At 46.4% G+C, this 26095-nt stretch carries 18 protein-coding genes; 17 read left to right on the top strand and 1 reads right to left on the bottom strand.

Annotated features, from left to right (window positions below):
• Window positions 1–119: 119 nt before the first annotated feature.
• Window positions 120–554, bottom strand: a complete 435-nt coding sequence (locus C170_RS08305; RefSeq protein ID WP_036608306.1) for a hypothetical protein — start codon at window positions 552–554, stop codon at window positions 120–122.
• Between the two features lie 995 nt (window positions 555–1549).
• Between C170_RS08305 and C170_RS08300 the strand changes: the two genes are divergently transcribed.
• The 17 genes from C170_RS08300 (at window position 1550) to C170_RS08220 (ending at window position 26081) form a co-directional block, all read left to right on the top strand.
• Window positions 1550–6796: a S8 family peptidase gene (locus C170_RS08300; protein ID WP_036608303.1), complete on the top strand. Its 5247-nt coding sequence runs from the start codon at window positions 1550–1552 to the stop codon at window positions 6794–6796.
• A 305-nt stretch (window positions 6797–7101) separates the two neighbouring features.
• Complete coding sequence (locus C170_RS08295) at window positions 7102–8274, top strand: GntR family transcriptional regulator (RefSeq protein WP_327196633.1); 1173 nt, start codon at window positions 7102–7104, stop codon at window positions 8272–8274.
• A 223-nt stretch (window positions 8275–8497) separates the two neighbouring features.
• Window positions 8498–9799 (top strand): glycoside hydrolase family 125 protein, encoded by a 1302-nt coding sequence (locus tag C170_RS08290; protein ID WP_036608299.1) that lies wholly within the window; start codon window positions 8498–8500, stop codon window positions 9797–9799.
• Between the two features lie 78 nt (window positions 9800–9877).
• Window positions 9878–11257, top strand: coding sequence for an extracellular solute-binding protein (locus tag C170_RS08285; protein WP_036608296.1), 1380 nt, complete (start codon window positions 9878–9880; stop codon window positions 11255–11257).
• 67 nt (window positions 11258–11324) lie between these two features.
• Window positions 11325–12191, top strand: a complete 867-nt coding sequence (locus tag C170_RS08280) for a carbohydrate ABC transporter permease (protein ID WP_036608294.1) — start codon at window positions 11325–11327, stop codon at window positions 12189–12191.
• 22 nt (window positions 12192–12213) lie between these two features.
• Window positions 12214–13038 carry a carbohydrate ABC transporter permease gene (locus C170_RS08275; RefSeq protein WP_036608291.1) on the top strand — a complete coding sequence of 275 codons (825 nt, stop codon included), beginning with the start codon at window positions 12214–12216 and terminating at the stop codon, window positions 13036–13038.
• An 18-nt stretch (window positions 13039–13056) separates the two neighbouring features.
• The gene (locus tag C170_RS08270; protein WP_036608288.1) at window positions 13057–15849 is read left to right on the top strand and encodes an alpha-mannosidase; all 2793 of its coding nucleotides are present in this window, start codon (window positions 13057–13059) and stop codon (window positions 15847–15849) included.
• Between the two features lie 228 nt (window positions 15850–16077).
• Window positions 16078–16311, top strand: a complete 234-nt coding sequence (locus C170_RS08265) for a hypothetical protein (RefSeq protein WP_036608286.1) — start codon at window positions 16078–16080, stop codon at window positions 16309–16311.
• Window positions 16312–16318: 7 nt separating this feature from the next.
• Window positions 16319–17323 (top strand): Gfo/Idh/MocA family protein, encoded by a 1005-nt coding sequence (locus tag C170_RS08260; protein ID WP_036608283.1) that lies wholly within the window; start codon window positions 16319–16321, stop codon window positions 17321–17323.
• A gap of 24 nt (window positions 17324–17347) precedes the next feature.
• Window positions 17348–18271 (top strand): helix-turn-helix domain-containing protein, encoded by a 924-nt coding sequence (locus C170_RS08255; protein ID WP_235200733.1) that lies wholly within the window; start codon window positions 17348–17350, stop codon window positions 18269–18271.
• A gap of 12 nt (window positions 18272–18283) precedes the next feature.
• Window positions 18284–19381: a Gfo/Idh/MocA family protein gene (locus tag C170_RS08250; RefSeq protein ID WP_036608277.1), complete on the top strand. Its 1098-nt coding sequence runs from the start codon at window positions 18284–18286 to the stop codon at window positions 19379–19381.
• 311 nt (window positions 19382–19692) lie between these two features.
• Window positions 19693–20415 (top strand): glycosyltransferase, encoded by a 723-nt coding sequence (locus tag C170_RS08245; RefSeq protein WP_235200732.1) that lies wholly within the window; start codon window positions 19693–19695, stop codon window positions 20413–20415.
• A gap of 177 nt (window positions 20416–20592) precedes the next feature.
• Complete coding sequence (locus C170_RS08240; protein WP_036608273.1) at window positions 20593–21345, top strand: FadR/GntR family transcriptional regulator; 753 nt, start codon at window positions 20593–20595, stop codon at window positions 21343–21345.
• Complete coding sequence (locus C170_RS08235) at window positions 21342–22553, top strand: M20 metallopeptidase family protein (RefSeq protein ID WP_036608270.1); 1212 nt, start codon at window positions 21342–21344, stop codon at window positions 22551–22553. Before C170_RS08240 ends, C170_RS08235 begins: the two co-directional genes overlap by 4 nt.
• Entirely contained in the window at window positions 22550–24115 is a 1566-nt protein-coding gene (locus tag C170_RS08230; RefSeq protein ID WP_036608267.1) for an ABC transporter substrate-binding protein, read from the top strand. The genes C170_RS08235 and C170_RS08230 overlap by 4 nt, the downstream gene beginning before the upstream one ends.
• A gap of 102 nt (window positions 24116–24217) precedes the next feature.
• Entirely contained in the window at window positions 24218–25135 is a 918-nt protein-coding gene (locus C170_RS08225; RefSeq protein WP_017688654.1) for an ABC transporter permease, read from the top strand.
• A 16-nt stretch (window positions 25136–25151) separates the two neighbouring features.
• Window positions 25152–26081, top strand: coding sequence for an ABC transporter permease (locus tag C170_RS08220; RefSeq protein ID WP_036608264.1), 930 nt, complete (start codon window positions 25152–25154; stop codon window positions 26079–26081).
• Window positions 26082–26095 lie beyond the last annotated feature (14 nt).

The raw sequence follows: 26095 nt of genomic DNA, 5'->3' as shown, positions 1-26095 counted from the left end.
ATTTTGATCTGAGGCGACTCAATCGTTTCTATAAAAATCATAAAGTAACCCCATGACTCATATGAGCCATGGGGTTAGAACTTTTTATAAATAATTGTGATATCTATTACTACCAATCATTAGTAGTAAATGTCATAGCTTCCACCATAACCATTGGGTGAGTAAGCTACAATTTTATGATAACCATACAAGTTCTCAAGAGTGATGCTTTTCGTTCCATAATCAGACACGATTACTCTTCCATCTCCCTTCAGGGTTCCACTCATATCTTCAACTTTAAACACATATTCCCCTGTTGTAAGAGGGTTAAACCTAAAGGTGACTTTTCCACTCAAGTAAATATCGGTACTATATCCACCATTGAAATATTCTCTTAAGGGATTTTGGGCAAAAATATTAATTTCTTGTGCTTGGGACTGTTGTTTTGTCTGAACTTCCTGGGAGGAAGGGTTAGTTAGCGTAAGAGCTTCATCAGCGAATACCGCTGGAACAGATGCTAAAAGCATCGCCATGGAAGAAAGAGCTGCAATTGCTGTTTTTTGATATTTTTTCACAATCAAACATCTCCTTTTGGTATATAAAATTTAAATTAGATTAGAGTTCGTACTGTTCACAAAAAGACAAAAGATCAATAGAGCAGTAGCTTTCCTCACAGTCATTTCCTAGGATGAGAGTGAGGTTGATCTGGCGCCAAATGTATGTTACAAGATAATCCTACATTTAATTCCAAATATATACAATAAAGTTTTCATGATTTTCTGTACTATTTTTGTTAAATATATACTTTATTCATATATAGTTCACAAATTAACATTTATAAGCTCAGACGATTACGGAGAGGGAATACACGATTCGAACACGCCATTAAACGAAAATTGACACAGCAGGATGAGCCTCTGTTTTGCCACTTTGTTTGAATAGTAACCTTGAACATCAAGTCGTAGTTTCATAGAACTACTACATTTGTTCATTAAGCGAAATGAAATACATAAATGCGAAATGGGAGTATGAATACGTAAGCGACATGAGACACATAAAAGCATTAAATAGACTTATTTTATATATTTTTCAATAAAGTGCTTGTATATATCGAATAATGATTTTATACTATACCAATAAAATCCAATTAAATTCCTAATCGACTATTATATGTAATTAAAATGTTTAACTACTCACTCGAATTACGATCGAAAGTCATATCCACCACTCCTTAGCAAGCGTTCTGCTAACGCTCCAGATTACCCTTCCACATGAATGCTTATAGACATTCACTCTCATTGCATTATTCAAACACCCAAACTATTCACTCACATGGTTTAATCCGATTCATTCAATCTCCTAAACTTTCAAGTAAAAAATCATAGACTGATCTGTTATCTCTTCTGACTCATATTGTTCCCTAACCAGACCTGTAAAGGAGGTGAGACTTTATGTGAAATCCAGGGTATCTATTTCGTACGCAATAAAGGTTATTTTACCGTTTCATTCTGCAGAGAAGGGCATATGTACCAGACTAAATTAAAAAACCGGGTAAAAGGAGTGGAAAAGTTTGATAAAGATTAATCGGTTACGCAAGCCCATCTCCATGGGGCTCTCGCTTCTCCTTGCATTTTCGATCATTCATCCGGTTTCAGCTGAAAACTCCACATCATCCAAATTGGATATGAAATCTGGACTTGCCAAAATTACGGAGTCCAAAGTAAATGCCAAGTTGACCAAAGAATTTGATGGTAGTGAATATGTTACCTATCTGGTGAAAATGAAGGAACAGGTGGATACAGCAGCAGTCTCCAAACAGGCCCTTGAAAAGGCGACCAACGCCAAACAAACGGCTTCAGCCACAAAGCTGTCCGTTCGTAATTCGGTCGTCAGCTCTCTGCGAGAAACGGCCTCGCGTACACAATATCCATTGGAAACTTATCTGGAAAAGGAAGTTGACCTGGGTAAGGTCAAAGAATATAAAAGCTATTTTATTGTCAATTCATTGGCAGTAACGAGTACCAAAGAAGTCATGGAACAGATTGCGCTGCTGCCTGAGGTGGAGAAGATTCTACCGAATGAGACACGATACTTACAGAAAGCCGAAGTGAGTAAAGAACCGGCGAATGCGGCATCAGGCAAAGATGTTGTCCAAACGCCAACTAAAGACTCTTCAGTCGGAGTCAAAGACAAAGAGCCTGCTGCAAAGGACAAGCTTGCAACAGAGAACGTGGAATGGAACTTGGATTACATCAATGCGCCAGCGGTGTGGGATCGGGGCATCGATGGAACAGGGATTGTTGTTGCCAATCTGGACAGTGGTGTGGATTATACCCACCCGGCGCTTCGCAGCAAATGGCGGGGACTGGATGCTTCAGGCAATATCGTTGATCCCGAACTAAGCTGGTATGACCCGCACAGTAATGCTTCCCTCCCTGCGGACGGAGACGGGCATGGTACGCACACTATGGGTACGATGGTTGGCTCGGAAGCAGATGGCACCAATCAGATCGGGGTTGCTCCCGGTGCGAAATGGATTGGTGTGCGGATATTCAATCCGGAAACAACGGATGCCATTATTCTCGATGGCGGACAATGGTTGATCGCTCCGGTCGATGCGGAAGGCAATCTGCATCCTGAACTTGCACCGGATGTCGTTAACAACTCGTGGGGCGGAGGCGCAGGATTGGATGAATGGTTCCGTCCTATGGTCCAAGCTTGGCGTGATGCTCAGATTTTCCCGGAATTCTCCGCAGGAAATGTGAGACTGGGTAACCCGGGCGGACCTGGTTCTGTTGCTAACCCAGCCAACTATCCTGAAAGTTTTGCTACAGGAGCAACCGATATCAACGGAAATCTGGCTTCGTTCTCCCTGCTGGGCCCATCCCCGTATGGTGAGATCAAACCGGAAGTATCTGCACCTGGTGTGAATATCCGTTCATCAGTTCCGGGCGGAGTATATGAGGGAGGCTGGAACGGAACATCCATGGCAGGCCCGCATACAACTGCACTTGCTGCACTGCTGCTTCAGGCCAATCATTCCCTTACAGTGGATCAGCTGGAGCAGATCATTACAGATACAGCCACGCCGAGAACGGATAGTCAGTATCCGACATCTCCTAATAACGGCTACGGTCACGGCATTATTAATGCCCTGGATGCTGTGGGTTCTGTACTCGAAGGGATCGGCACAGTATCCGGCAGAGTGGTTACGGCCGGAGATGATCTGGAAGAGCCGGTACTGGCACATACCCCTGTTAATTCTGCCTTTACAGGCATTGATATACCATTAACCGCTCATGTGACAGATAACGTCGCAGTAGTCTCCGTCGAGGCTTTTGCCAAAACGACAGGTACCAACCAGTACGTTTATCTACCGATGAACCGGATTGCTGGAGATAACAAAGATGGTACGTACACAGCGACCATTCCGGCATTTCTGATTGAGCCACAAGGTGTGGAGTATTATATCCGCGTGAACGACTACGGCAACAACGGATTCGAAAGTCAGGTATATAAAGTGGCTGTGTCCAATGGTGTTCAGCCAGGATATCTTCAGGATTTTGAAGAAGATCAGCTGGGCTTCACAACTGGCGGAACCGGAAGTACCTGGGTATGGGGAGCACCAACCAGTGGTCCTGGAAGTGCATACTCCGGTGACAAGGTGATTGCAACCAATCTGCAAGGAACTTATGTGGCGAATAGCAATGCATATCTGCTTGCGCCGCCTATTGATCTAACCGAGAGTGCAGAAGGTGCGTTATTATCCTTCAAGCACTGGTATGACCTGGAGAATAACATCGACTTCGGCAAGGTATACATCGCTTCCGAGGATAGCGATTATGTGTTCCAAGAACTGTTAACCTTCACGGGTACAGGTGGCAATTGGAAGACACAATATGTGGATCTTCGCGAATACGCGGGACAGCAGGTGTTCATCAAATTCAATCTGACGAGCGATAATTCATTGCAAAAGGCTGGCTGGTACATTGATGATTTCGCTGTAGAAGAACTGGATGAGATTGCTCCGGGCGCTCCTGCCGGATTGTCTGCGACGGCCGATATTCTTGGTAATGTAGCCTTGAGCTGGACGGGTCCGAGCGATGAGGATCTCGAATCCTATGTGGTATATCGCTCCACAACCGCAGGTGCAGGTTATGAATCCATTGGAACTGCAACAGGAACAACGTTTACAGATACGGCTACGGTGACAGATTCGACGTATTATTATACCGTTGCCGCACTTGATTATAGTGGCAATGAAAGCGACAAATCGAATGAGGTCTCCATTACAGTAGAGGTGCCTCAGGATATCTACATCGATCATTTCGATGGCAGTGATGATAATGGCTGGACTCATTCAGGAACCAAAGATGAGTGGGAACGCGGTATTCCGGTAACGGGACCTGCCAGCGCGGTTTCTCCACCGAATGTCTGGGCGACTGATCTCGACAATACGTACGAGAGTGGCTCCAACTATTCACTCGTATCTCCGGTCATTGATTTGACGGATGTGTCCGAAGGAACACTCACGTTTAATCATTGGTACGAGATTGAGAGTGGATACGACTACGGGTATGTGGAAGTCACCAAGGATGGTGGAACCACATGGTCAGAACTGGGCAAATTCTCACATAGTACAAACGGTAAACAATGGGCACCGGTATTCTATGACCTGGATGCACTTACCGGCAATGAAGTACAATTCCGGTTCCGTCTGACCTCAGACAACAGTGTTGTGAAGACAGGCTGGTTCATTGATGATTTCCGAGTACTGGGTGTTGCTGCGGAGACGGTCACGGAGGACAATGCGGTTGTGCTTAACAGTGACAAACCAAAACCGTCCTATGAAAACCCATGGTACAAAATTTCGCGGACCGACAAAGCGGAATTCAACAAAACGAAACAGCAACAACCGGAAGTCGAAAAACCAGAAACAGGTTCGGTTAATCCACAAAGCCTGCCTGCAAGTGCAACGGTTACCGTACTGGAAACCGGGCGTTCGGTGAAGACAGATCCAGCTACAGGCAAGTATAACTTCACACACGTAGCAGGTGATTACACGTTAAAAGCTGAGGCGTATGGCTATTATCCTCGAACTCAGCAGGTAACGATCACCGATGGCAGTGGAGCCAAAGCCAACTTTAATCTGGAGGCAATCCCGCATGGACAGATAGAAGGTGTAGTAACGGATGAGCGGACAGGACAACCACTGGCTGATGCTTCCGTTCTCGTGGTGGAAGATGCCAATGTAGGTGAAGTTCGCACAGGTTCAGATGGCAGCTTCGATATTCAGGTATTGGAAGGAAGTTATACCCTATCCATCCGGGCTGCAGATTATTACAGTAAAACCGTTACTGTGACAGTCCCTGGTAATGGTACGGCTGAGGCAAATGTTGCCTTAAAACCATTCATCGGTTTCCCTGGGGAAATTGCTTATGATGATGGAACAGCAGAGAACGCACGAGCTTTTAATGCTGCGGATAACGCTTGGGCAGTTCGAATGACACCAGAGCTGGAGACCGCTCAACTGACAGGTGCATCGTTCCGATTCTGGAACACCGAATGGCCTGTACCTGGAGGCACAGCGTTCCAATATGCCGTATATGATGCATCGGGTGCGGGCGGAGCTCCGGGACGACAACTGGCTGGACCATTTGACGGTACTGCACTTCGTAACGATCAATGGACAACTGTTGAATTCCCGGAACCGGTCATTGTAACGGGTGATTTCTATATCGTGTATGTACAGAGTTTAGCTGGAACTAGCGCTCCGGGACTCGCTACCGATGAGGATGGTCCAAATGCAGGTCGAAGCTGGCAGCGAGTAGGTGGAGCGTGGAGCACTTCACCTGCAGAAGAAGGTAACTACATGATTCGTGCAGTTGTGAGATATCCGGTCAATGCACCTGTGCTCACAGCCCCTGCGAACACGTATACGAATCAATCGACCTTCACTGTGTCGGGAACGTCTCCGGCATCTGGAGCTCAGATCAAGATCTACAACGGCAAGGATCTGGCTGCCACCACAACGGTGGCAAATGGGAAGTTCTCATACGGTGTGAAGCTCCGTTCTGGCATTAATGCGATTACTGCCGAGGCAGTGGTGGACGGGAAAACGACCGACCGCTCACTCCCCGTTGTCATTATTCTGGATCAGACCAAACCGCAGTTGACCATTGTTACGCCAACTCAAGGAGATCGCATCAATGCAGAAGTTGTTCACGTAACGGGTAATGTCGTGGAACAATTCCTCGATAAGGTAACCGTTAACGGACAAACCGTACAAGTGGGCAAAGACAGAAGTTTCAGTCATCGCGTATTGGTTAACGAAGGCGAGAACACAATTACCATTACAGCAACCGATCTCGCTGGCAACAAAACAACGGTAACCCGCACCGTATACGTGGAAACCGCGTTGCCAGAACTTACGAATATTACGCCAGCTGAAGATGTTCGAATCACATCAGGAGAAAGTGTCACCGTATCTTTTGACAGTAAACCTGGTCTGCAAGCATCTTTCCGGATTCAGTTACCTTTGAATCTGAATGCCCAGGGGGCAGGAGAGGTTCCATTGGTGGAGACTGAACCTGGTCGTTACACAGGTACGTACACAACACCTTCATCCCTTGTTCTTGAGGGTGGAGTCATTGTGATTCGTGCTCAGGATGCAGCAGGCAACAAAGTAGAGGCTGAAGCAGCTGGACGATTGTTCGTCAGCGTAGCACAAGAACAATCCGTTCCAGATCCAGATTCGAGCCCTGAAGAGAATGGAACGGAAGTGAGTCCACCGTCCGCTGAGGGTCTGCAACCTTAATTATGCAAAGTATGACTTGGATGATAACTGCGTTTTGACCATCTAAGCAAGAAGCCGATAAGCCAAGGTATCAGGGCTTGTCGGCTTTTTGTTGTCTTGATTCACATCTGACGCCTAAGATTACTCGGCTATGGTTATTTACACCAAATAAATTTAATAATAAACTTTTGGAAATGAAGCATCCATTGGAATGCTTTTTATTTTGCTCTCACATGTCAGCAGGTGAGTTGTCTCCTTTCTTCACATTAATGATATAACATGATATATTAGGATGTAGAACATGAGAAGTATGGGTATTTATGGAGGTGCTTGTATTGGGGAAAGACTCGGCATCCAAGCCGATGTATGAACAGATCTTTGAATCCTTGCGCGAACGGATACAGCTTCATCAATATCAAGTGGGTGAGCGTGTTCCTTCCGAGAAAGAATTATGTGATGAATTCGGAGTTAGCCGGATTACAACTAAAAAAGCACTTGAGATGCTGGCGAGTGAACAATTAATTGTTCGTCAGCCGGGACGGGGTTCTTTTGTAGCCGACACAGCAGATATGTTACAAGAAAGACCTAACAGACCTGCTCCGCGTGCTGCGATCAAAGATCCAGAAAAGAAGCTGCTCATTGGTCTGGTCATCACTAACTTCAGTGACATGTATGGTACAGAACTGTTATATGGCATGGAAGAAGCTTCGCGAGAGCATGATTGTTTTCTCGTACTTAGACGTTCCTTCGGGATTCCCGAGCAGGAGGAACAGAGTATTCAGGAACTGCTGGAACTGGGTGTGGATGGATTGATTATTTTCCCGGCACAGGGTGAATATTTCAGCGATGAGATTTTAAAACTGGTCGTTAATAAATTCCCGTTTGTCCTGATTGACCGGTACTTGAAAGGAATTCCGGCTTCATCTGTCAGTACGGATAATGTAGGCGCGGCGCGAGAAGGGATGAATTATTTGTTCGATCTCGGTCACCGACACATCGCTTTTCTGACGCAGCCTCCGGCGAACACTACACCCATTGAAGAACGAATTGAAGGCATTATTGAGGCTCACAATGATCAAGGAGTTCTGGTGAACAGGGAACTGTGGTTAGAATCTTTTCTTTCGACACTGCCAAGTGTGTTTGATCCTCAAGTCGAGGTCCGTGATGTGGAGACACTGGTGGAACATTTACAGAAATACCCCCAGATTACTGCACTCTTTGCTGCGGAGTATCATATTGCTTTACTTGCAGAACAGGCAGCGGATCGGCTTGGTCTGAGAATTCCAGAAGATATGTCCATCATTTGCTTTGACAGTCCAAATGCTGCCGAAGGAAGCCGTGTAACCCATATGAGACAAAGCCAGTTTGATATGGGAAAACAGGCATTCGAGATGGTGCTTCAAAGTATGCAGAACAACGAAATGACAGTGAACAGAGTTGTTTTACCTGCCCGATTGGTGAAGGGTAAGTCAACGAGTATGGTGAAACAAAAGGGTTAATTATAACAACTTAATATTCATTGTGTTCAATCAGGGGCTTCGTATAAACGAGGCCTCTTTTTGGTGCGGATAAAATGGGGAGAATTGCTTTAAATGGTATATTATTTGGTGTCGTTAAATTAAAATAACATGCTAATATACAAATAAATATATTGACATAACATTATATTCGTTTTAGGATGATGAAAGCGGTTAACAAACTGGATTACATAAGGAGGACAACATGCTGACACCCAGAGATGATCAAGAAATTTCCCCCTCGATATACGACATGATTGATCGGGTTAACAAACGTATGCCGGATTATCCGGAACTCAACCAAATGTTTAAAAATTGTTTTACCAATACGATGGCAACCACAATTCAGCGCAAAGAAGATGGAACAACTTTTGTGATTACGGGAGATATCCCTGCCATGTGGTTACGTGATTCTGCCGCTCAGGTCAGACCTTATCTGGTTCTCGCTTCAGAGGATGAAGATATCGCTGACATGATCGCTGGACTGGTTGAACGTCAACTGAAATATATTCTCCTGGACCCTTATGCAAACGCTTTTAATGAGACGGAGAGTGGAAAAGGACATCAGGAAGACCTGACGCAGATGAATGATTGGATCTGGGAACGGAAGTATGAGATCGACTCACTGGCTTATCCGATTCAGCTCAGTTATCTCTTGTGGAAGAACACGGGAAGAACAACTCAATTCAATGATACGTTCCGTAAAGCAGCCCAGATCATCATGCAGTTATGGCAAGTGGAGCAACATCATGAGACGAAATCACCCTACACGTTCCAACGTCTGGATGCTCCCGAAACCGATACGCTCAGCCGAGAAGGGCGAGGTACTGAAACAGCTTACACAGGCATGACCTGGTCGGGATTCCGTCCCAGTGACGATCGTTGTGAATATGGTTATCTGATTCCTTCCAATATGTTCGCTGTTGTGGCTCTTCGATATCTACAGGAAATTGCTGAAGCTGTGTTCGAGGATGAAACGCTGGCAGCGAATGCTCAGCAGTTGGAGGAACAGATCAACAAAGGTATTCAGGATTATGGCACCGTTGAACATCCGGAATATGGAACCATATATGCGTACGAAACGGATGGGAAAGGCAATCACAAACTGATGGATGATGCCAATGTGCCGAGCCTGCTGTCTTTACCTTATCTCGGATATGTGGAGGAGAACGACGAGGTGTATCAGAATACACGCCGTTTCATTTTATCCACGCACAACCCGTATTTTTATGAGGGAACAGCAGCAGCGGGAATCGGTAGTCCGCATACACCGGAAGGGTACATCTGGCATATCGCTTTATCGATGCAGGGGCTGACTACAGAGGATCGCAATGAAAAACTACGATTGCTTCAGCTTATCCATAAGACGGATGCGGATACCGGACTGACCCATGAAGGTTTTTCGGCCAACAATCCACATGAATATACACGTCCATGGTTTTCATGGTCCAACATGCTCTTTAGTGAACTGATTATGGATTATTGCGGATTCCGCGTACAGAAATAGATAGGGAAGCAAGAGATGACCTGCGAGTACATCATAACGTTCGGAGTTCGTTGAATTCCGACAAGAGGAGAGCGAATCATGAGAAAAATATCATTGAAAATGCCGGTAGCAGCAGTTATGACATCCTTGCTTATTCTTACTACAGCCTGTTCGGGCGGAAGCTCAAGCACAGGCACAACCAGTGACGGCAAGAAGGAAGTAACTGTATCGTTCCGTTCTTCAGGCTCTGAAGATACACTTACGAAGTTTTTCCAATCAGGTTTGGTGGATCAATTCGAGAAAGAAAATCCGGATATCAAAATCAACATTGCGCCTGTACTGGCAAGTGAGGGTGATTATACGTCCAAAATGGTTCTGCAAATGAAATCCCCGGATACGGCGCCAGATGTCATTGCTGAAGATACATCTATCATCAAATCCGATGCTGCTGCGGGATATCTGGAGCCGCTGGATACACAGGTTCAGGGATGGTCCGATTGGGAAGAACACATCATCGACAACCTGAAGGCGGGGGTTACAGGTGAAGACGGCAAGGTGTACGGCGTTCCGGCTACTTCGGATACACGCGGAATCTGGTACAACAAGGAACTGTTTCAACAGGCGGGACTTGAAGTTCCGTTCAAACCTGCAAGCTGGGCAGAAGTACTCGAAGCAGCACGTACCATCAAGCAAAAACTGCCGGGTGTGACACCACTTAATATGATCGTGGGCAAAGCAAACGGTGAAGGTGTCACCATGCAAACACTGGAAATGCTGCTCTATGGTACGGCGGACACGCTGTATAACGACACCAGCAAGAAATGGGTCGTGAACAGCCCGGGGCTGCTGGATTCCTTCAAATTCATAGATCAAGTGTTTAACACGGATAAAACAGGTCCAACCATGCAGGTTGCCCTGAATGGACAAGCTGGCAGTATTGCATTCCAGCAACAGTTCCCGCAAGACAAACTGGCGATGGCTGTAGATGGTAGCTGGGCAGGTTCGACATGGGCCGAGAACGGTGCTGCTCCAATCGCCAACGTTGAAGAAAAAATAGGTTTTGCACCATTCCCGACACAAAATGGGGAAGAACCTGGAGCAACTACGATGTCTGGCGGATGGGCTTGGTCTGTTCCTGCACAAGCGAAGAACAAGGAAGAAGCTTGGAAATTTATCGAGTTTCTGATGAATAAGGAAAATGCGACTGCTCGTGTAGTAGCGGAAGGCAGCCTCAGCCCACGTAATGATTCCACAGAAGTTGAAGGTTATACGGATCGTCCTTATACCAAAGAAGCACAGGAACTCTTGAATGTGGCCCACTTCCGTCCAGCGAACGATCAATATGCAGCGGTATCCGCACAATTGCAAAGCATTGTTGAGAGTATTGCCTCTGGCAAGCTGACGCCGGAAGAGGGAGTTACACAATTGAAGGACAACGTATCCCGTTCCCTTGGCGCTGACAGCATCGAAGAGAAATAAGGATATCGATATATTCGGAGGGGGAGGCATAATCTCCCCTTTTTCCGGTTCGAATGGAGAGTGACTTATGAAAAGGAAAGCACCAGGTTCATTTCTGTTTCTCATGCCTTCCGTACTGTTATTACTTGTGTTTTTCATTGTTCCCATCATTCTGACGATCTGTTTTGCCTTTACGAATATGGCTCTGACTGGGGCGGCAGCCAAGAGTTTGGAGTTTGTCGGATTCCAGAATTTCATTAATATGTTCCATGATCCGGACTTCCGGATTAGTGTCTGGCGTACGCTGGTCTTTCTCATCTTCTCCGCAGTGATTGGTCAGGTATTGCTTGGATTCATTCTGGCTCTTCTAATGAAGGAGAAAAATGTGACGTTCCGCCGGGTCATCGGCATCATCGTCATTGCCGGTTGGGTGACACCCGAGATTGTTGTGGCATTCTGTATGGTTGCCTTTTTCAGTGACAATGGTTCATTGAATCAGATCCTCGGCTGGTTTGGGGCGAATCCAGTCTCCTGGTTGTTCAGTTTCCCTATGGTGAGTGTAATTATCGCAAATATCTGGCACGGCACAGCCTTTTCGATGATGGTCTATCAGTCGGCACTGGATGATATCCCGAAGGAAGTTGAAGAAGCTGCGATTATTGACAGCGCCACCGGGTTCCAGATTGTCAGACACATTACGATTCCAATGGTAAAAGGGTCCATCGTAACCAATATGATGTTGGTCACCCTACAGACACTGGGTGTGTTCACGCTGATTTATACGATGACCGGTGGTGGCCCGGGTACTTCAACACAAACCTTACCGATCTTCATGTACAATCAGGCCTTTGTGAACTATCAGTTTGGATACGGCACAGCCATATCTCTGGTTCTGTTGTTCATCGGTATTATCGCCAGCCTGTTCTACATGCGATCCATGAAAGTGAAAGTGTAACCATGAAGGAGGTTCGATCCCTATGGTCAAACATGGGCTTCAACGCAAAATCCAGTACGGGATTCTAGTTTTTCTAGGGCTCTGTTTTTTATTGCCGCTGCTCTGGATCATTCTGGCTTCATTTGACCCGAACGCGCAACAGGGTATCAAAATGCCCAGTACCTGGACCATTCAAAATTTCAAGGATGTACTCGGGGATTCGAGCAATCTTCGTTCATTCGGTGTGGGCCTGATTCTGTCGGGAGGGCAAGCGATATTGGTTGTTCTGGTATCGGTCCTTGCTGCTTATCCATTATCCCGTTATGAAATGAGATTCAAAAAAAGCTTCTTGTTATCGATTCTGTTCATGACAGCTCTTCCGATTACTGCCGTGATGGTTCCGGTATTTCAAATGTTTCTGTTCTTCAAAATGCAGAACAGCATCATTGCCACGATGCTGTTCCTGACTGCATCTTCACTTCCTTACGGCATCTGGATGATGAAAAACTTTATGGATTCGGTGCCAATCGATTTGGAAGAATCGGCATGGATTGACGGAGCGTCCGTGTGGAGTAGTTTGAGACGAATCGTGGCGCCATTGATGTTGCCTGGTATTGCAACGATTGCGATATTTACTTTTTCGGGAAGTTGGGGCAACTTCTTCGTGCCATACATCCTGCTCCAGACACCGGAGAAACTTCCGGCATCGGTCACGATTTATCAATTTTTCGGTAGCCACGGTATGGTTGAATACGGCAGGTTGGCTGCATTTTCACTACTTTATACAATGCCTTCGGTTGTGCTATATATCTTCTCCCAGCGTTACATGTCCAAAGGATTCAGCATGGGCGGAGCAACCAAAGGTTAATGACAGGAGGTACGTAACATGACAACCAAAAAGATGGCACATCTCATCTCGCATACCCATTGGGACCGCGAATGGTATATGCCTTATGAACACCATCATGTACTGCTCATTGAGCTGATGGATAAACTGCTGGATACGCTTGATCAGGACCCCGAATATCGCTATTTCCATCTGGATGGTCAGACGATTATTCGTGAAGATTATTTGCAGGTTCGGCCCGAACAACAGGAGAGGCTCGACCGTTATATTCGTGAAGGACGCATCCATTTTGGCCCATGGTATGTGTTACAGGATGAGTTTCTGACCAGCAGTGAGGCCAACTTGCGCAATCTGCTCATCGGTCATCGTGATGCTCGACCTTTGGGTGTGATATCCAAAACGGGATATTTTCCAGACTCGTTCGGAAATATGGGACAAGCACCGCAGATTCTGCAACAGGCGGACATTCATAACGCGATCTTTGGGCGTGGGGTGAAGCCTACGGGATTCAATAATGCCGTGGTTGATGCCGACAGTTACGAATCTCCCTATTCCGAGATGATCTGGCGTTCGCCGGATGGTTCGGAAGTGCTCGGCATTTTGTTCGCGAACTGGTACTGTAATGGGATGGAAGTTCCGGTTGATCGGGAGAAAGCCCAAGTATATTGGGATAAAAATTTGAAGGATGCCGAGAAGTTTGCCTCGACTTCACATCTGCTGTTCATGAATGGTTGTGATCATCAGCCAATCCAGACGGATCTGCCTGAGGCTTTACGTACGGCGGCTGCGTTGTATCCTGATGTTGAATTTATTCACTCCAATTTTGACGATTACATTGAGGCGGTTACGAAAGATGTTCCTGAGCATCTGGCGACTATCGAAGGCGAGCTTCGCAGTCAGCACACGGATGGTTGGGGAACACTGGTGAATACGGCATCCGCACGGGTCTATCTGAAACAGATGAACCAGCAGGGGCAGACGTTGCTTGAAAAAGTAGCCGAACCACTCGCCGCGATGGCCCATATAGCCGGGGTAAAAGATTATCCGCACCATTTGTTGACACATGCATGGAAGATGCTGATGCAGAACCACCCACATGATAGCATCTGTGGGTGCAGTGTCGATGAGGTTCACCGTGAGATGGTGACCCGCTTTGCCAAGAGCAGACAACTTGCAGAGAAGTTGGTTTCCCAGAGTGCGCAGGCGATTGCTGAGTCCATTCATGTGCAACCTGCTGAGGCTTGGGGAGAGGAAGCGGTGCCGTTTACCGTGTTCAACACGAGTGGTTGGAATCGAAATGGAATCATTGAGATGGACCTGATTGTGGACAAAGCATTTTTACCGGAAGGTCCTAACCCTCAGGCACTTGCGCAGAAGGTGGAAAAAGATGCACTACCAGTGTATCAGCTGGTCGATTCGGATGGACAAGTGTATTCGGCAGAAATTAACGATCTGGGTGCACATTTTGGCTATGAACTTCCGAAGGATCGTTTCCGACAACCTTATATGGCTCGTAAATTAAGAGTGACTTTCCAGGCGGTGGATGTACCTTCGCTGGGATATAAGACTTATGCTCTCATTCCAGTGGAGAAACAAGCAGAGAGTGCTGAAGTGCCCGATATGAGCGAACTCATCCAGGTTCAGGGAATGATGATGGAGAACGGTCAATTGCGGGTGACGGTTGAAGAGAATGGTACGGCAACGATTGAAGATAAGGTCTCAGGTGCTGTATACCAGGGATTGAATTCATATGAGAATACAGGTGATATCGGCAATGAATATGTCTACCGTCAACCCGAGGGAGAGACAACGCTGACCACGGAGCATCTGAAGGCGGACCTGCGGATTGTGGAGCAGTCTCCGTATCGGGCAGTTATGCAAAGTGTATTACGCTGGGATATTCCTGCTGGAGCAGATGAACTGTTTGAGCTGGAGAAGCGCCAAATGGTTCCTTTTACAGAACGGAAGGCACAGCGAGTCGAGAACACTGTTCCCTTGGTGATTACGACAACGTATACGTTGGAAGCGGGCAGTAATATGGTCAAGGTAAAATCTGACTTTAACAATCAGGCCAAGGATCATCGACTGCGTGCATTATTTCCATCCGGACTGGTGACAGAGGAGCATTATGCAGATTCCATCTTTGAAATTGCCAAACGTTCCAATACACCGGCAAAGGAATGGGTGAATCCAAGTAATGCACAGCATCAGCAAGCGTTTGTACATGTGACCGATGGTGATCATGGCTTGATGATTGCAAACAAAGGGCTGAATGAATACGAGATTTTACAGCATGAAGAGGGCAGTACGATTGCAGTTACGCTGCTGCGTGCCTCTTCGGAACTGGGAGATTGGGGTGTGTTTGAAACACCGGAAGCCCAATGTCTGGGACCTCAGAGTGTGGAATATGCGATTATTCCATTTGCGGGCGATGCTGCACAGTCAGCTGCATGTGCATCCGCATACGTGTATCCGATTCCGTGGACGACTGTGCAGCTAGGGACACTTGCGTATACATTTGAGCAAGAGGGTCATGCCGGTGCTAATGGGCAGAAGGTGGAACTGCCTCTGTCGAAACAATGGCTGGCATGGAATGCACAAGGTTCGACACTAGCCTTCTCCACATTGAAGATCGCAGAGGAAACCGGAGATTTGATTGCTCGCTGGTATAATCTGAACTCCGAACCCGTTGAATTGAACGTACAACCTGGATTCGAATGTGCCTCTGTTTATGAGAGCGATGTGCTGGAACGGGTTAAGGACACGTTGCAGGGTCAAAGCCAAACGGTATCGGGGTACAAGATTGTTACACAAGGTTATACGTTACGGTGAGTTGATTTTTGAAAAGCATAGCTATAGAAACCTCCTGTTCACGTTATTGTGGACAGGGGGTTTTTGTTATGCGACCTCGTTATGTAAAATATATCAGGGATTTGGGCAAGTGTATAAATGTCTAATAACATTCATGTCGTGATTTTATACATTTATTGTCGCGAGTTTCTATTAAAAATAGATTAAGTCTGTGATAACTTATAGATAAATGTCAGAATATTATATAAGATGAATGTAACATTTACACGCAAACGAAGAGTGCAGAACCAATCTGTAGAAGCGAAGCGTTCACCTAAAAGCTTTCTGAAAGAAAGCTACATCGGAAGCATACGCTATCCCCGGATTTTCTCCATTAAGAAAGGATTCAAAAAATACGGGGATAACAGTGATCGTAAGATGGTACTGCAATCGGAGTGGCTGAGTGTGAATTTTACAGGTTCACCTTATATCCTATGGAGGTAAGACAACAGTGACCATTCGAATTGGAAAAATTAGTTTGTGGCATGTTCACGCATGGGATTACATCAAGCAAGAACAGGAACATGAGGATACAGTCATCGCCGCTGTATGGGATGAAGATGCCAAGCGTGGTCAGGAAGCGGCTGAACATTTAAACGTGCCATTCTATGCTTCACTCGAAGATATGTTGGCCAAGGATGACATCGATGCCGTTATTGTAGATGCGCCAACCCGCATTCATGAAGAAGTGATCACCGCTGCTGCAAAAGCAGGTAAACACATTTTCACGGAGAAAGTTATTGCTTCGACACAGGCGGAATCCAATAGAATCCTTAATGAGGTAAAGGCAAACAACGTCAAGATGACAGTCTCCTTACCTCGACTGAATGCAGGGTATACGTTAACGATTCAGGATGTCCTTAACCAGGGATTACTTGGTAAAGTGACTTATGTTAGAGTGCGTTTATCGCATGATGGAGCAATTTCCAACTGGTTGCCTGAACACTTCTATGATCTGAAGGATTGTCAGGGCGGTGCGCTGATTGATCTGGGCTGTCATCCAATGTATCTCGCCAAACTGTTTCTGGGTCAGGAAGTAACAGCGGTTAATGCGAACTTTGGATATATTACAGGTAAAGAAGTGGAAGATAATGCCGTTGCAACCTTGTTTACAGATTCTGGAGCAGTCGGCGTTGTTGAAGCCGGTTTTGTGAACAGCCATTCTCCATTTACGATTGAGGTTCACGGTACGGAAGGTACACTTCTGTATGGAACACCTGATGAAAAGTTATTGATTCGCACGAAAGCAGCAGAGGGACAGTATCAAGAGTGGACTGAACTTCCTTTGGCAGACCAAAGAGAAAGCGCATTCAATCAATGGGTTGCACATATACAGAATGATACGGACGCAACTGAAAACGTGCAGATCGCTATGGAGCTGACCCGTTTGATGGAAGCAGCGAATCTCTCTGCCAAAGAAGGGCGCAGAATCACTCTGAATGAGTTGAAGGGTTAGGATTTATTAAGGAGGTGTGCAATCTTGAGCCTGTATCCTTATGAGAAAATGCTTGAACGGCAGGATCTCCTGGAGAGACTGGATATTCTAATGGTTTGGGGACATTATGAGATTCGCGTGATGCGATTTCATCTGACTTCATTTCCAGCGGGCCGAGTTGTGGATTTCCATAATCATGCGGAGTTTGAGTTTCATTTTATCCCAAGAGGTAAAGGTAAAGTTATTCTGGATGATCAGACACATGCACTCTCGGAAGGTATGCTGTATTTGACTGGACCGGGTGTCGTTCATTATCAGGAGGCTGATGCCAAAGAGGACATGGATGAACTATGTCTTCATGTGGATATCGTTCACAAGCCAAGAGAACATGTCGATCCCTGGGAAGCAGCTGAATCCGAGGAAACGATGGAAAAGCTGAGAACGCTTCCGCTTACTCCGGTGAATGATTATCATAGGGCAATGCATTGTTTTTTGGAAGCCTACGAGGCATGTGATCAGAAATTGTTAGGTTATTATACATCGATCAAGCAATTGGTCATCAGCATATTACTCAAAACCGTGCGAGCATACGACACCGGGGGGAATCGACCGGAAGCCCCTGTGCGGGATATGTCGGTGTATCGCTATGAGTATGCAGTGCAGTATATGGAGGCGAATCACCCTTCAGTGGTCACACTGGAGCATGTAGCTGAGAAACTTCATATTAGCAGCAGACAATTGCAGCGAATCTTCTACCAAGTACAGCCGGAGATGCCGTTCAGCCGTGTACTGGAGGATATTCGTCTGCGCGCCGTGTGCCGCAATCTGGAAGAAAGTAACGTATCCATTGAACAGATCGCTCTTGCTTCAGGATTCAATAATGCCAACTATTTGCATGCTGTATTTCGCAAACGTCTGGGGATGACCCCGTCGGCTTTTCGCAAAATGAAACAACCAATACTTAAGTGAGGGTGAATATATATGAGTAAAGTATATCGTATCGGAATTATTGGCTGTGGTGGAATCGCGAATGGTAAACATCTGCCGAGTCTGAGTAAACTGGATAATGTTGAACTGGTGGCTTTCTGTGATATCGTTCAGGAACGTGCGGATGAAGCTAAACAGAAATATGGCACTACTGAAGCCGAAGTCTACACGGATTATCAGGAATTGCTTAAGGATGAGTCTTTGGACATTGTGCATGTACTTACCCCGAATATTTCTCATGCCGAGATTTCTATTGCTGCCCTGGAAGCGGGGAAACATGTCATGTGTGAAAAGCCAATGGCGAAGACATCTGCTGAAGCACAGCTCATGCTGGAAGCGGCAGAACGTACCGGCAAAAAACTGACTATCGGATACAACAACCGTTTCAGAGAAGACAGTCAGTATTTGAAGAAGGTGTGCGAAGCAGGTGACCTGGGTAATATTTATTTTGCCAAAGCACATGCGATTAGACGTAGAGCAGTACCAACATGGGGTGTTTTCCTGGATGAGGAGAAACAAGGTGGCGGCCCATTGATTGACATTGGTACGCACGCACTTGATCTGACGCTCTGGATGATGGATAACTATCAACCAAAAGTTGTGCTGGGTACGACCTATCATGAGCTTTCACAACGTGAAAATGCGGCCAATGCCTGGGGCCCGTGGGACCCAAAACAATTCTCCGTAGAAGACTCGGCCTTTGGTATGATTGTAATGGAGAATGGGGCAACGATCATGCTGGAATCCAGTTGGGCACTGAACTCACTGGATGTGGATGAGGCGAAATGTAGCTTGAGTGGTAGCGAAGCGGGTGCGGATATGAAGAACGGACTGCGCATCAATGGCGAGAAATTTAGCCGTCTATACACGAATGAGATTGAACTGAGTGCAGGCGGGGTAGCTTTCTACGATGGTAAGAGCGAGAGCGCACCGGATGTTGAGATGAGAAAGTGGATTGAAGCGATTGAGAACGATCAGGAGCCAGTAGTTACACCGAAACAAGCACTCGTTGTATCTCAAATCCTGGAAGCACTCTATGAATCAGCTCGCACAGGCAAGGCAGTGTACTTGAATAATGGTAGCGAAGCATAGAAAAGGCTTAAAACAATAGATTACAAAACCCTTTGTCCTGTTATTTGGGGCAGAGGGTTTTTGGTGTTTTGGATGCTAGGGCGTATCTGAAAACTCCGAAGGAAGCAGATTTTGCCGAATTTTCGTTCCAAGCCAGGAAGTTTTCCGCAGGCGTGCCGGGGCACGTCAAGGGAAAGTGACGCAGCAGGGGGCGAAAATGCGGTAAAAGATGCACTTCAGCGAGTTTTGAGACACGCCCTAACTATTGGTCCATACCAGACTCTATTTCGGCACATATGATGAGAGAAAATGAGCTGAAAAGAGGGTATGTCTTGACTAAACACAAAACGGGTCATGGTGTTTCCATTGTTGTATGTACCAATCGGCCGCAATTTTTTGATAACATCCTGCAAAATTACAATCGGCAGCTTTATAAAAGCAAAGAGCTGATCATTGTCCTGAATCATGACAGTATGAATCTGGCATTATACCAAAACCGGGTTCGGAATCTTGCCAATGTTCATGTATATCAAGTTCCGGAGAGCATTTCCCTAGGACAAAGCCTGAACGCTGGCATGACAAGGGCACGATTTTCGCTGATTGCCAAATTTGATGATGATGACTACTATTCGCCGTATTATTTAACAGAGCAGGTGGGAGAACTTAGACGGACCAAAAGTGATATTGTGGGTAAACATTCGTGCCTCGTCTATTTGGGCGCATCCAAGACATTGTTGGTCAGATCTCCGGTTGAAAAAAATAAACCGGTTGAATTTGTTCAAGGGGGTACTATTTTATTCAAAAGAGAGATCTTGAAAAAAGTCCGCTTCACGGACCGTTCAATAGGGGAAGATGTGACCTTCCTGAGACAATGCAGGAAAAGAGGGTTCAAAGCGTATGCGACCTCTCCTTACAATTATGTCTATCACCGCAGACAGAACAAAAAGAGTCATACCTGGAGAGCGGATGACAGCTTTTACCTAGAGGGAAGCAAAAAACTTGCGGTTACAGAGGATTTCAAACCCTATGCCAATAAGAAGTATAGAGGAGAATAACGAAAGCGAAGATGCATCTGCTGCGTGTAGATGCGTCTTTTTTGTGCCAAAATGCTTAAATTTGGAGGTGGTCAGAAAAAAATATGAATTTACTTGAAAAAAAGTATTGCATATAAGTTTAGTCGGAATTATATTAATGGTATAAGGTCTAGACCATATACAGATCGGAGTGTTTAGATGTCCAGTACGTTTTCATTTCGTTTTGAGAAAGTATCCACCAAAAAGGTTAGTGAATTCATTAGGGAACAACTGGAAGAAGCCATTATTCTGAAAGAATTAATGAGTGAAGAACAGCTTCCAGCCGAGCGAGATCTGGCAGAGATTTTTAACGTAAGCCGGATTACCGTTCGCGAGGCACTCTCTTCATTGGAAGAGAAAGGCTTGATAGAGAAAAGGGTGGGTGCCAAAGGCGGAACATTTGTACTGCCTCTGACAGCCAATTCGCATAAACGGACCAGAGAAGAAATTAAACGGGATTGGTCACAGATGCTGAAGGTGTTTGAATTTCGAACCATCATCGAGCCAGAGGGAGCTTTTCTCGCTGCTGAGCGGATCACCGCAGGCGAACTGGAGCTGCTTGAGGGTTACATGGAACAAAGTATAGAGCCAGACTGCACAAGAGAATGGTTCAGGGCGCTGGATGTGAAATTTCATCTGACCATCGCCAAGGCTTCGGGGAATCCATACTGCGAGAGAGCCGTCAGACAGATTCGGACGAAAATTAATCCGGCGCTTGACTTGATGCCTTATGATGACCGGATCCGTACCGTCAACCACGGTGTACATATGGAGATTCTTGAAGCATTGAAAGCCCATGATAGCATCAAGTCTAAGGAGACGATGAAAAGGCATATCGAATTCTCAGCGGATGCAATCTATGCCCGTTTGGTTTCTGAATCGGACAAAAATGAAGGGAATGACAGCGAATGAATCGTTCAGAACTAATACAGCTGGCTCAGCCACTACAAGCCCAGTTAAGCGCTTGGCGCAGAGATTTACATCAGCATCCGGAGATCGGTTATGAGGAGCATCGCACATCCGCTATCGTAGCTGAGCATTTGGAAAGCCTGGGGTTGGAAGTTACACGCAATGTCGGACAGACCGGGGTTACAGGCCTGCTTCGCGGAGAGACCGATGGACCAACCTTTGCCTTGCGAGCAGACATGGATGCTCTGCCAATCCAGGATCAAAAAGCGGTGGAATACCGCTCACAAGTGGATGGCAAAGCGCATCTGTGTGGACATGACGCTCACACCTCCATCCTGATGGGAGCCGCCCAACTGCTTACTGGTCTTGGAAGACCGAAATCAGGCAACATCAAATTTATTTTCCAGCCAGCAGAAGAGGGACTTGCAGGTGCAAGAGCCATGATCCAGGACGGCGTTCTGGAGAATCCAAAGGTTGATGCCATCGCAGGATTACACATGACACCTGGACAGGACACGGGAACCTTGGGCGTAAGTCAGGGCGTTGCTTTTGCATCAGCTGATCCCTTGATTATCAAGGTGTTTGGCAAGGGTGGCCACGCAGCTCGTCCGCATGAGGGTATTGATGCAATCGCGGTATCCGCTCAGGTCATCACCGCATTGCAAAATATCGTCAGTCGGATGGTTGATCCACTTGAACCGGCAGTAGTCACGATTGGCAAAATCACGGGAGGTTATATGGGAACAGCCATCGCTCCGGAAGTGGAGATGATCGGTACGGTTCGTACACTCTCACCTGCCATTCGTGAGCGGATGCCAGCTTTGATCGAGCAGGTTGTTAAAGGGGTCTGTGATTCATTCGGAGCTGGATGCGAAGTCGTTTACGGTGATGGATACCCTGTTGTCGTGAATGATCTCGGCATGGTTGACCTGCTAACAGAGACTTGTGATCAGGTTAATGCGGAGAAGGGATGGACTTATATCAAACCTTCTACAGGGGGCGAGGATTTCGCTTTTTATTGTGAACAGGTTCCGGGTGTGTTTTTCAGACTAGGATCTGGGAATGATGAGGAACGTACTCGCTATCCACTCCACCATCCCATGTTTGATCTTGATGAGACAGCGATGCCTTATGGTGTGGGCATGTTGTCAGCAGTAGCACTTGAATTTTTGGCACGGAATACATCTTCTGAGGGGGAGCAATCACAATGAAAAAAAGACAATGGACAGGCTTGTGGATCACGTTACTGGCAGTCGTAATGGTACTCAGCGCTTGCGGAGGAAAATCGACAAGCACGAATGATGGTTCCGCAACAGAAGGAACGGGCAGTGGAAGCGCAAGTACAACACTGACCGTTGCTGCGGCAACCGATATTGAGAGTTTCGATCCGCACAACAACAACAATACTTCCAGTGAGGCGGTTCTGGTCAACGTTTTTGATTATCTGATCAAAAATGACAGTGAACAGAAAAAAGTTGCTGGACTTGCGACATCATGGGATCAGGTTGATGATACAACATGGAGATTCAAGCTGCGTGAAGGTGTTACCTTCCACAATGGCGATCCATTCACTTCAGCAGATGTAAAATACACGCTGGAGCGCGTAGCCAAGGACGAGACACTGAAACAAAACAGTTATTTCAAAAATATCGTAGAAGTTAAAGTGGTGGATGACTATACCGTAGATATCATCACAGATGGTCCAGATCCGTTGCTCCTGAATCGTCTGTCCAAAATGGGAGCAGGCATTCTGCCAGCAAAATATATTGCAGATAAAGGATTCGATGCTTTCCTGAAACAACCAGTAGGCACAGGCCCTTATAAGTTCAGTAAATGGACCAAAGATGATCGTGTGGAACTGGTGAAAAACGAGAACTACTTTGACGGTGAACCAAAATGGAATGAAGTGGTATTCCGCGTTATTCCTGAAGCCTCCACACGTGTATCCGAATTGCTTGCTGGTGGTGTAGATGTGGCGTCTTCCATTCCCTCCACTGACATTGCCCGGATTGAAGGCGAAGCAGATAAAAAGATTGTCAAAGCGCCAATCCAACGTGTACTTCAGTTGATTTTCCGTCAGACAGAAGGCAGCATCACGGCTGATCCGAAAGTACGCGAAGCCATTGACCTGGCTATCGACAAACAAGGAATTGTGGACAGCATTGCCGGCGGAGCAGGTATCGTAACCCGCACATCCGTAACACCAGGCAACTTCGGTGCTGATCCTTCATTGTACAAAACGTCACTTTATGATCAAGAAAAAGCCAAACAGTTGCTGCAAGAAGCTGGCTATGCGGAAGGTGAAGCCGAGATGACCATCTCCGTTTCCGCACAGTACAAAGAACAGGCTGAAGTTGTTGCAGCGATGCTGGAACAAGCCGGATTCAAAATCAACCTGGATGTCCTGGAAGCAAGTGCATTCAGTGAACGTTACAGTTCAAAATCATTCAAAGAAATCTTCATGATTGGTATTGGTAACTCCTTGTTTGATGCTTCGAATAACTACAATCGTTATATGTTGGAAGAAGCAAAAGGTGAGTCGGATTACAACAATCCTGAAGTAGAAAAACTGCTTCAATCGGCATTGGTGAACATGGACCCTGCATCTCGTGAGAAAGAGTATCAGCAAGTACAACAGATCTTCTCTGAAGAACGCCCAGCCGTATATCTGTACCAAATGGAGGGTGTCTACGGAACAAATGCTAAAGTGAACTTCGCGCCGCGCAGTGACGAGATGTTCTATGCTGACGAGATTACACCTGTTGCACAGTAACATCGGGTATAACAACCGGTCATTGAAAAGATAGGCCGTGAACGGCAGGGACTGGATAACCATGTTCCTGCCGTTCTTTTTTAAAAGGGAGGTGAACAAGGAATGGGCAAATACGTACTTAAGTCACTACTGCAGATCATTCCGGTGCTGTTCATTGTTTCATTAATTGTGTTCATTTTGGTTCGAGTCACCGGTGATCCGGTTGCGTTAATGTTGCCTGAAACGGCTACCGCTGAAGATCGTGCTGTCTTGACGCAGGCACTTGGTTTGGACCAGCCTTTATATACGCAATACGTGAAGTTTCTGGGCAGTGCGATACAGGGAGACTTTGGTCAGTCTTTTCGCTACAATCAGCCTGCACTAGAGCTTGTGCTGGAGAGATTGCCTGCCAGCTTTGAACTGGCTGTAGCCGCCATGTTTTTTGCTGTACTTATGGCTGTGCCACTTGGAGTCATTTCAGCTGTCAAACGCAATACGTTTACCGATCTCATTATTTCAGGAATATCCGTCATTGGTAAGGCGATGCCAAACTTCTGGATGGGGATTATGCTTATCCTCTTGTTCTCCGTCATGCTGGGCGTATTGCCGGTATCCGGTCGCGGAGGATTGTCACATCTGATCTTGCCGGCATTTACACTTGGCGTTGGACTGGCTGCGCAGATGACCCGACTGATTCGTTCCAGCATGCTGGAGATTCTCAACCAGGACTATATTCGAACAGCTCGCAGCAAGGGGCTTGGCCGAATGGTTGTCATTGTGAAACATGCGTTTCGGAACGGATTAATTCCTGTCGTAACGATTATGAGTTTGCAGTTTACAAGTCTGATCGGGGGGACTTTGATTACGGAAACAGTATTCTCCTGGCCTGGACTGGGTCAGTTGCTGGTCGTTGCAGTCAACACACATGATATGGCGATTGTACAGGCAGCGGTGTTTGTCATTGCCTTTATCGTTGTGGTAATCAACATCTTGACGGATGTAGCTTACAGGCTGCTCGATCCGCGCATCAAATACGACTAGAAGGAGGTGCAATCATATGACAGGCAGCAATGAAATGCCAATTCCGGGTACAGAACAGGAAAAAGACAATGGGCGTGCACCAACGGGATTTCGTTATATCTGGCAACAACTGATTATCAGCAAGACCGGAATGTTTGGTGCTGTGCTTGTATTGTTGGTTGTGTTAATTGCCATAGGTGCACCTCTATTGACGAGTCATGATCCGGCAGCGGTGAATCCGCTGGGCCGACTTAAACCACCAGCATGGCTTGAGGGCGGAACGGCCGAATACTGGCTGGGTACCGATAATCTCGGCAGAGACATGTGGAGTCGAATTGTATATGGTGCCCGAGTTTCCTTAATCGTGGGGATGGGTGCCGTAATTGTGTCAGGAATTATTGGCGCGATTCTGGGGCTGGTATCCGGATTCTACGGGAAATGGCTGGATGCTGTCATCATGCGTGTAGGTGATGCATTCATGGCGATTCCAACCATTCTGTTCATGCTTGTTGTGATGGCGATTGTTGGCCCGGGTATTACAACGTTGATCTTTGTCATCGGGGTGACGAACTGGGTTCCATTCACCCGTGTGGTAAGAAGTGAGGTTCTTAGTATCAAAGAGCGTGATTTTGTTCATGCGGCCAGATCAATTGGCGCGAGGAATGGAAGATTGATTCTGAAACACATTCTACCGAATATCCTGTCATCCTTTATCGTCATCTGCGGTATGAATGTCGGCACGACAATTATTATGGAAGCTTCACTCAGCTTCCTGGGTCTGGGTATCAAACCACCCGATGTATCCTGGGGAGGGATGCTCAGTGATGGCAGACAATACGTTGCTACAAGCTGGTGGGTCGCTACATTCCCGGGACTAGCCATTACATTTACCGTACTCGGTGTTATTTTCCTTGGAGATTGGCTGCGTGATGTGCTTGATCCACGTACAGAGACAACCCATAAATAAACGGAGAAGGGAGC

The organism is Paenibacillus sp. FSL H7-689 (assembly GCF_000517905.1).
Lineage (GTDB): Bacteria > Bacillota > Bacilli > Paenibacillales > Paenibacillaceae > Paenibacillus > Paenibacillus amylolyticus.
The sequence above is the reverse complement of the archived record's forward strand: the minus strand, read 5'-3'. Positions and strand labels throughout refer to the sequence as shown.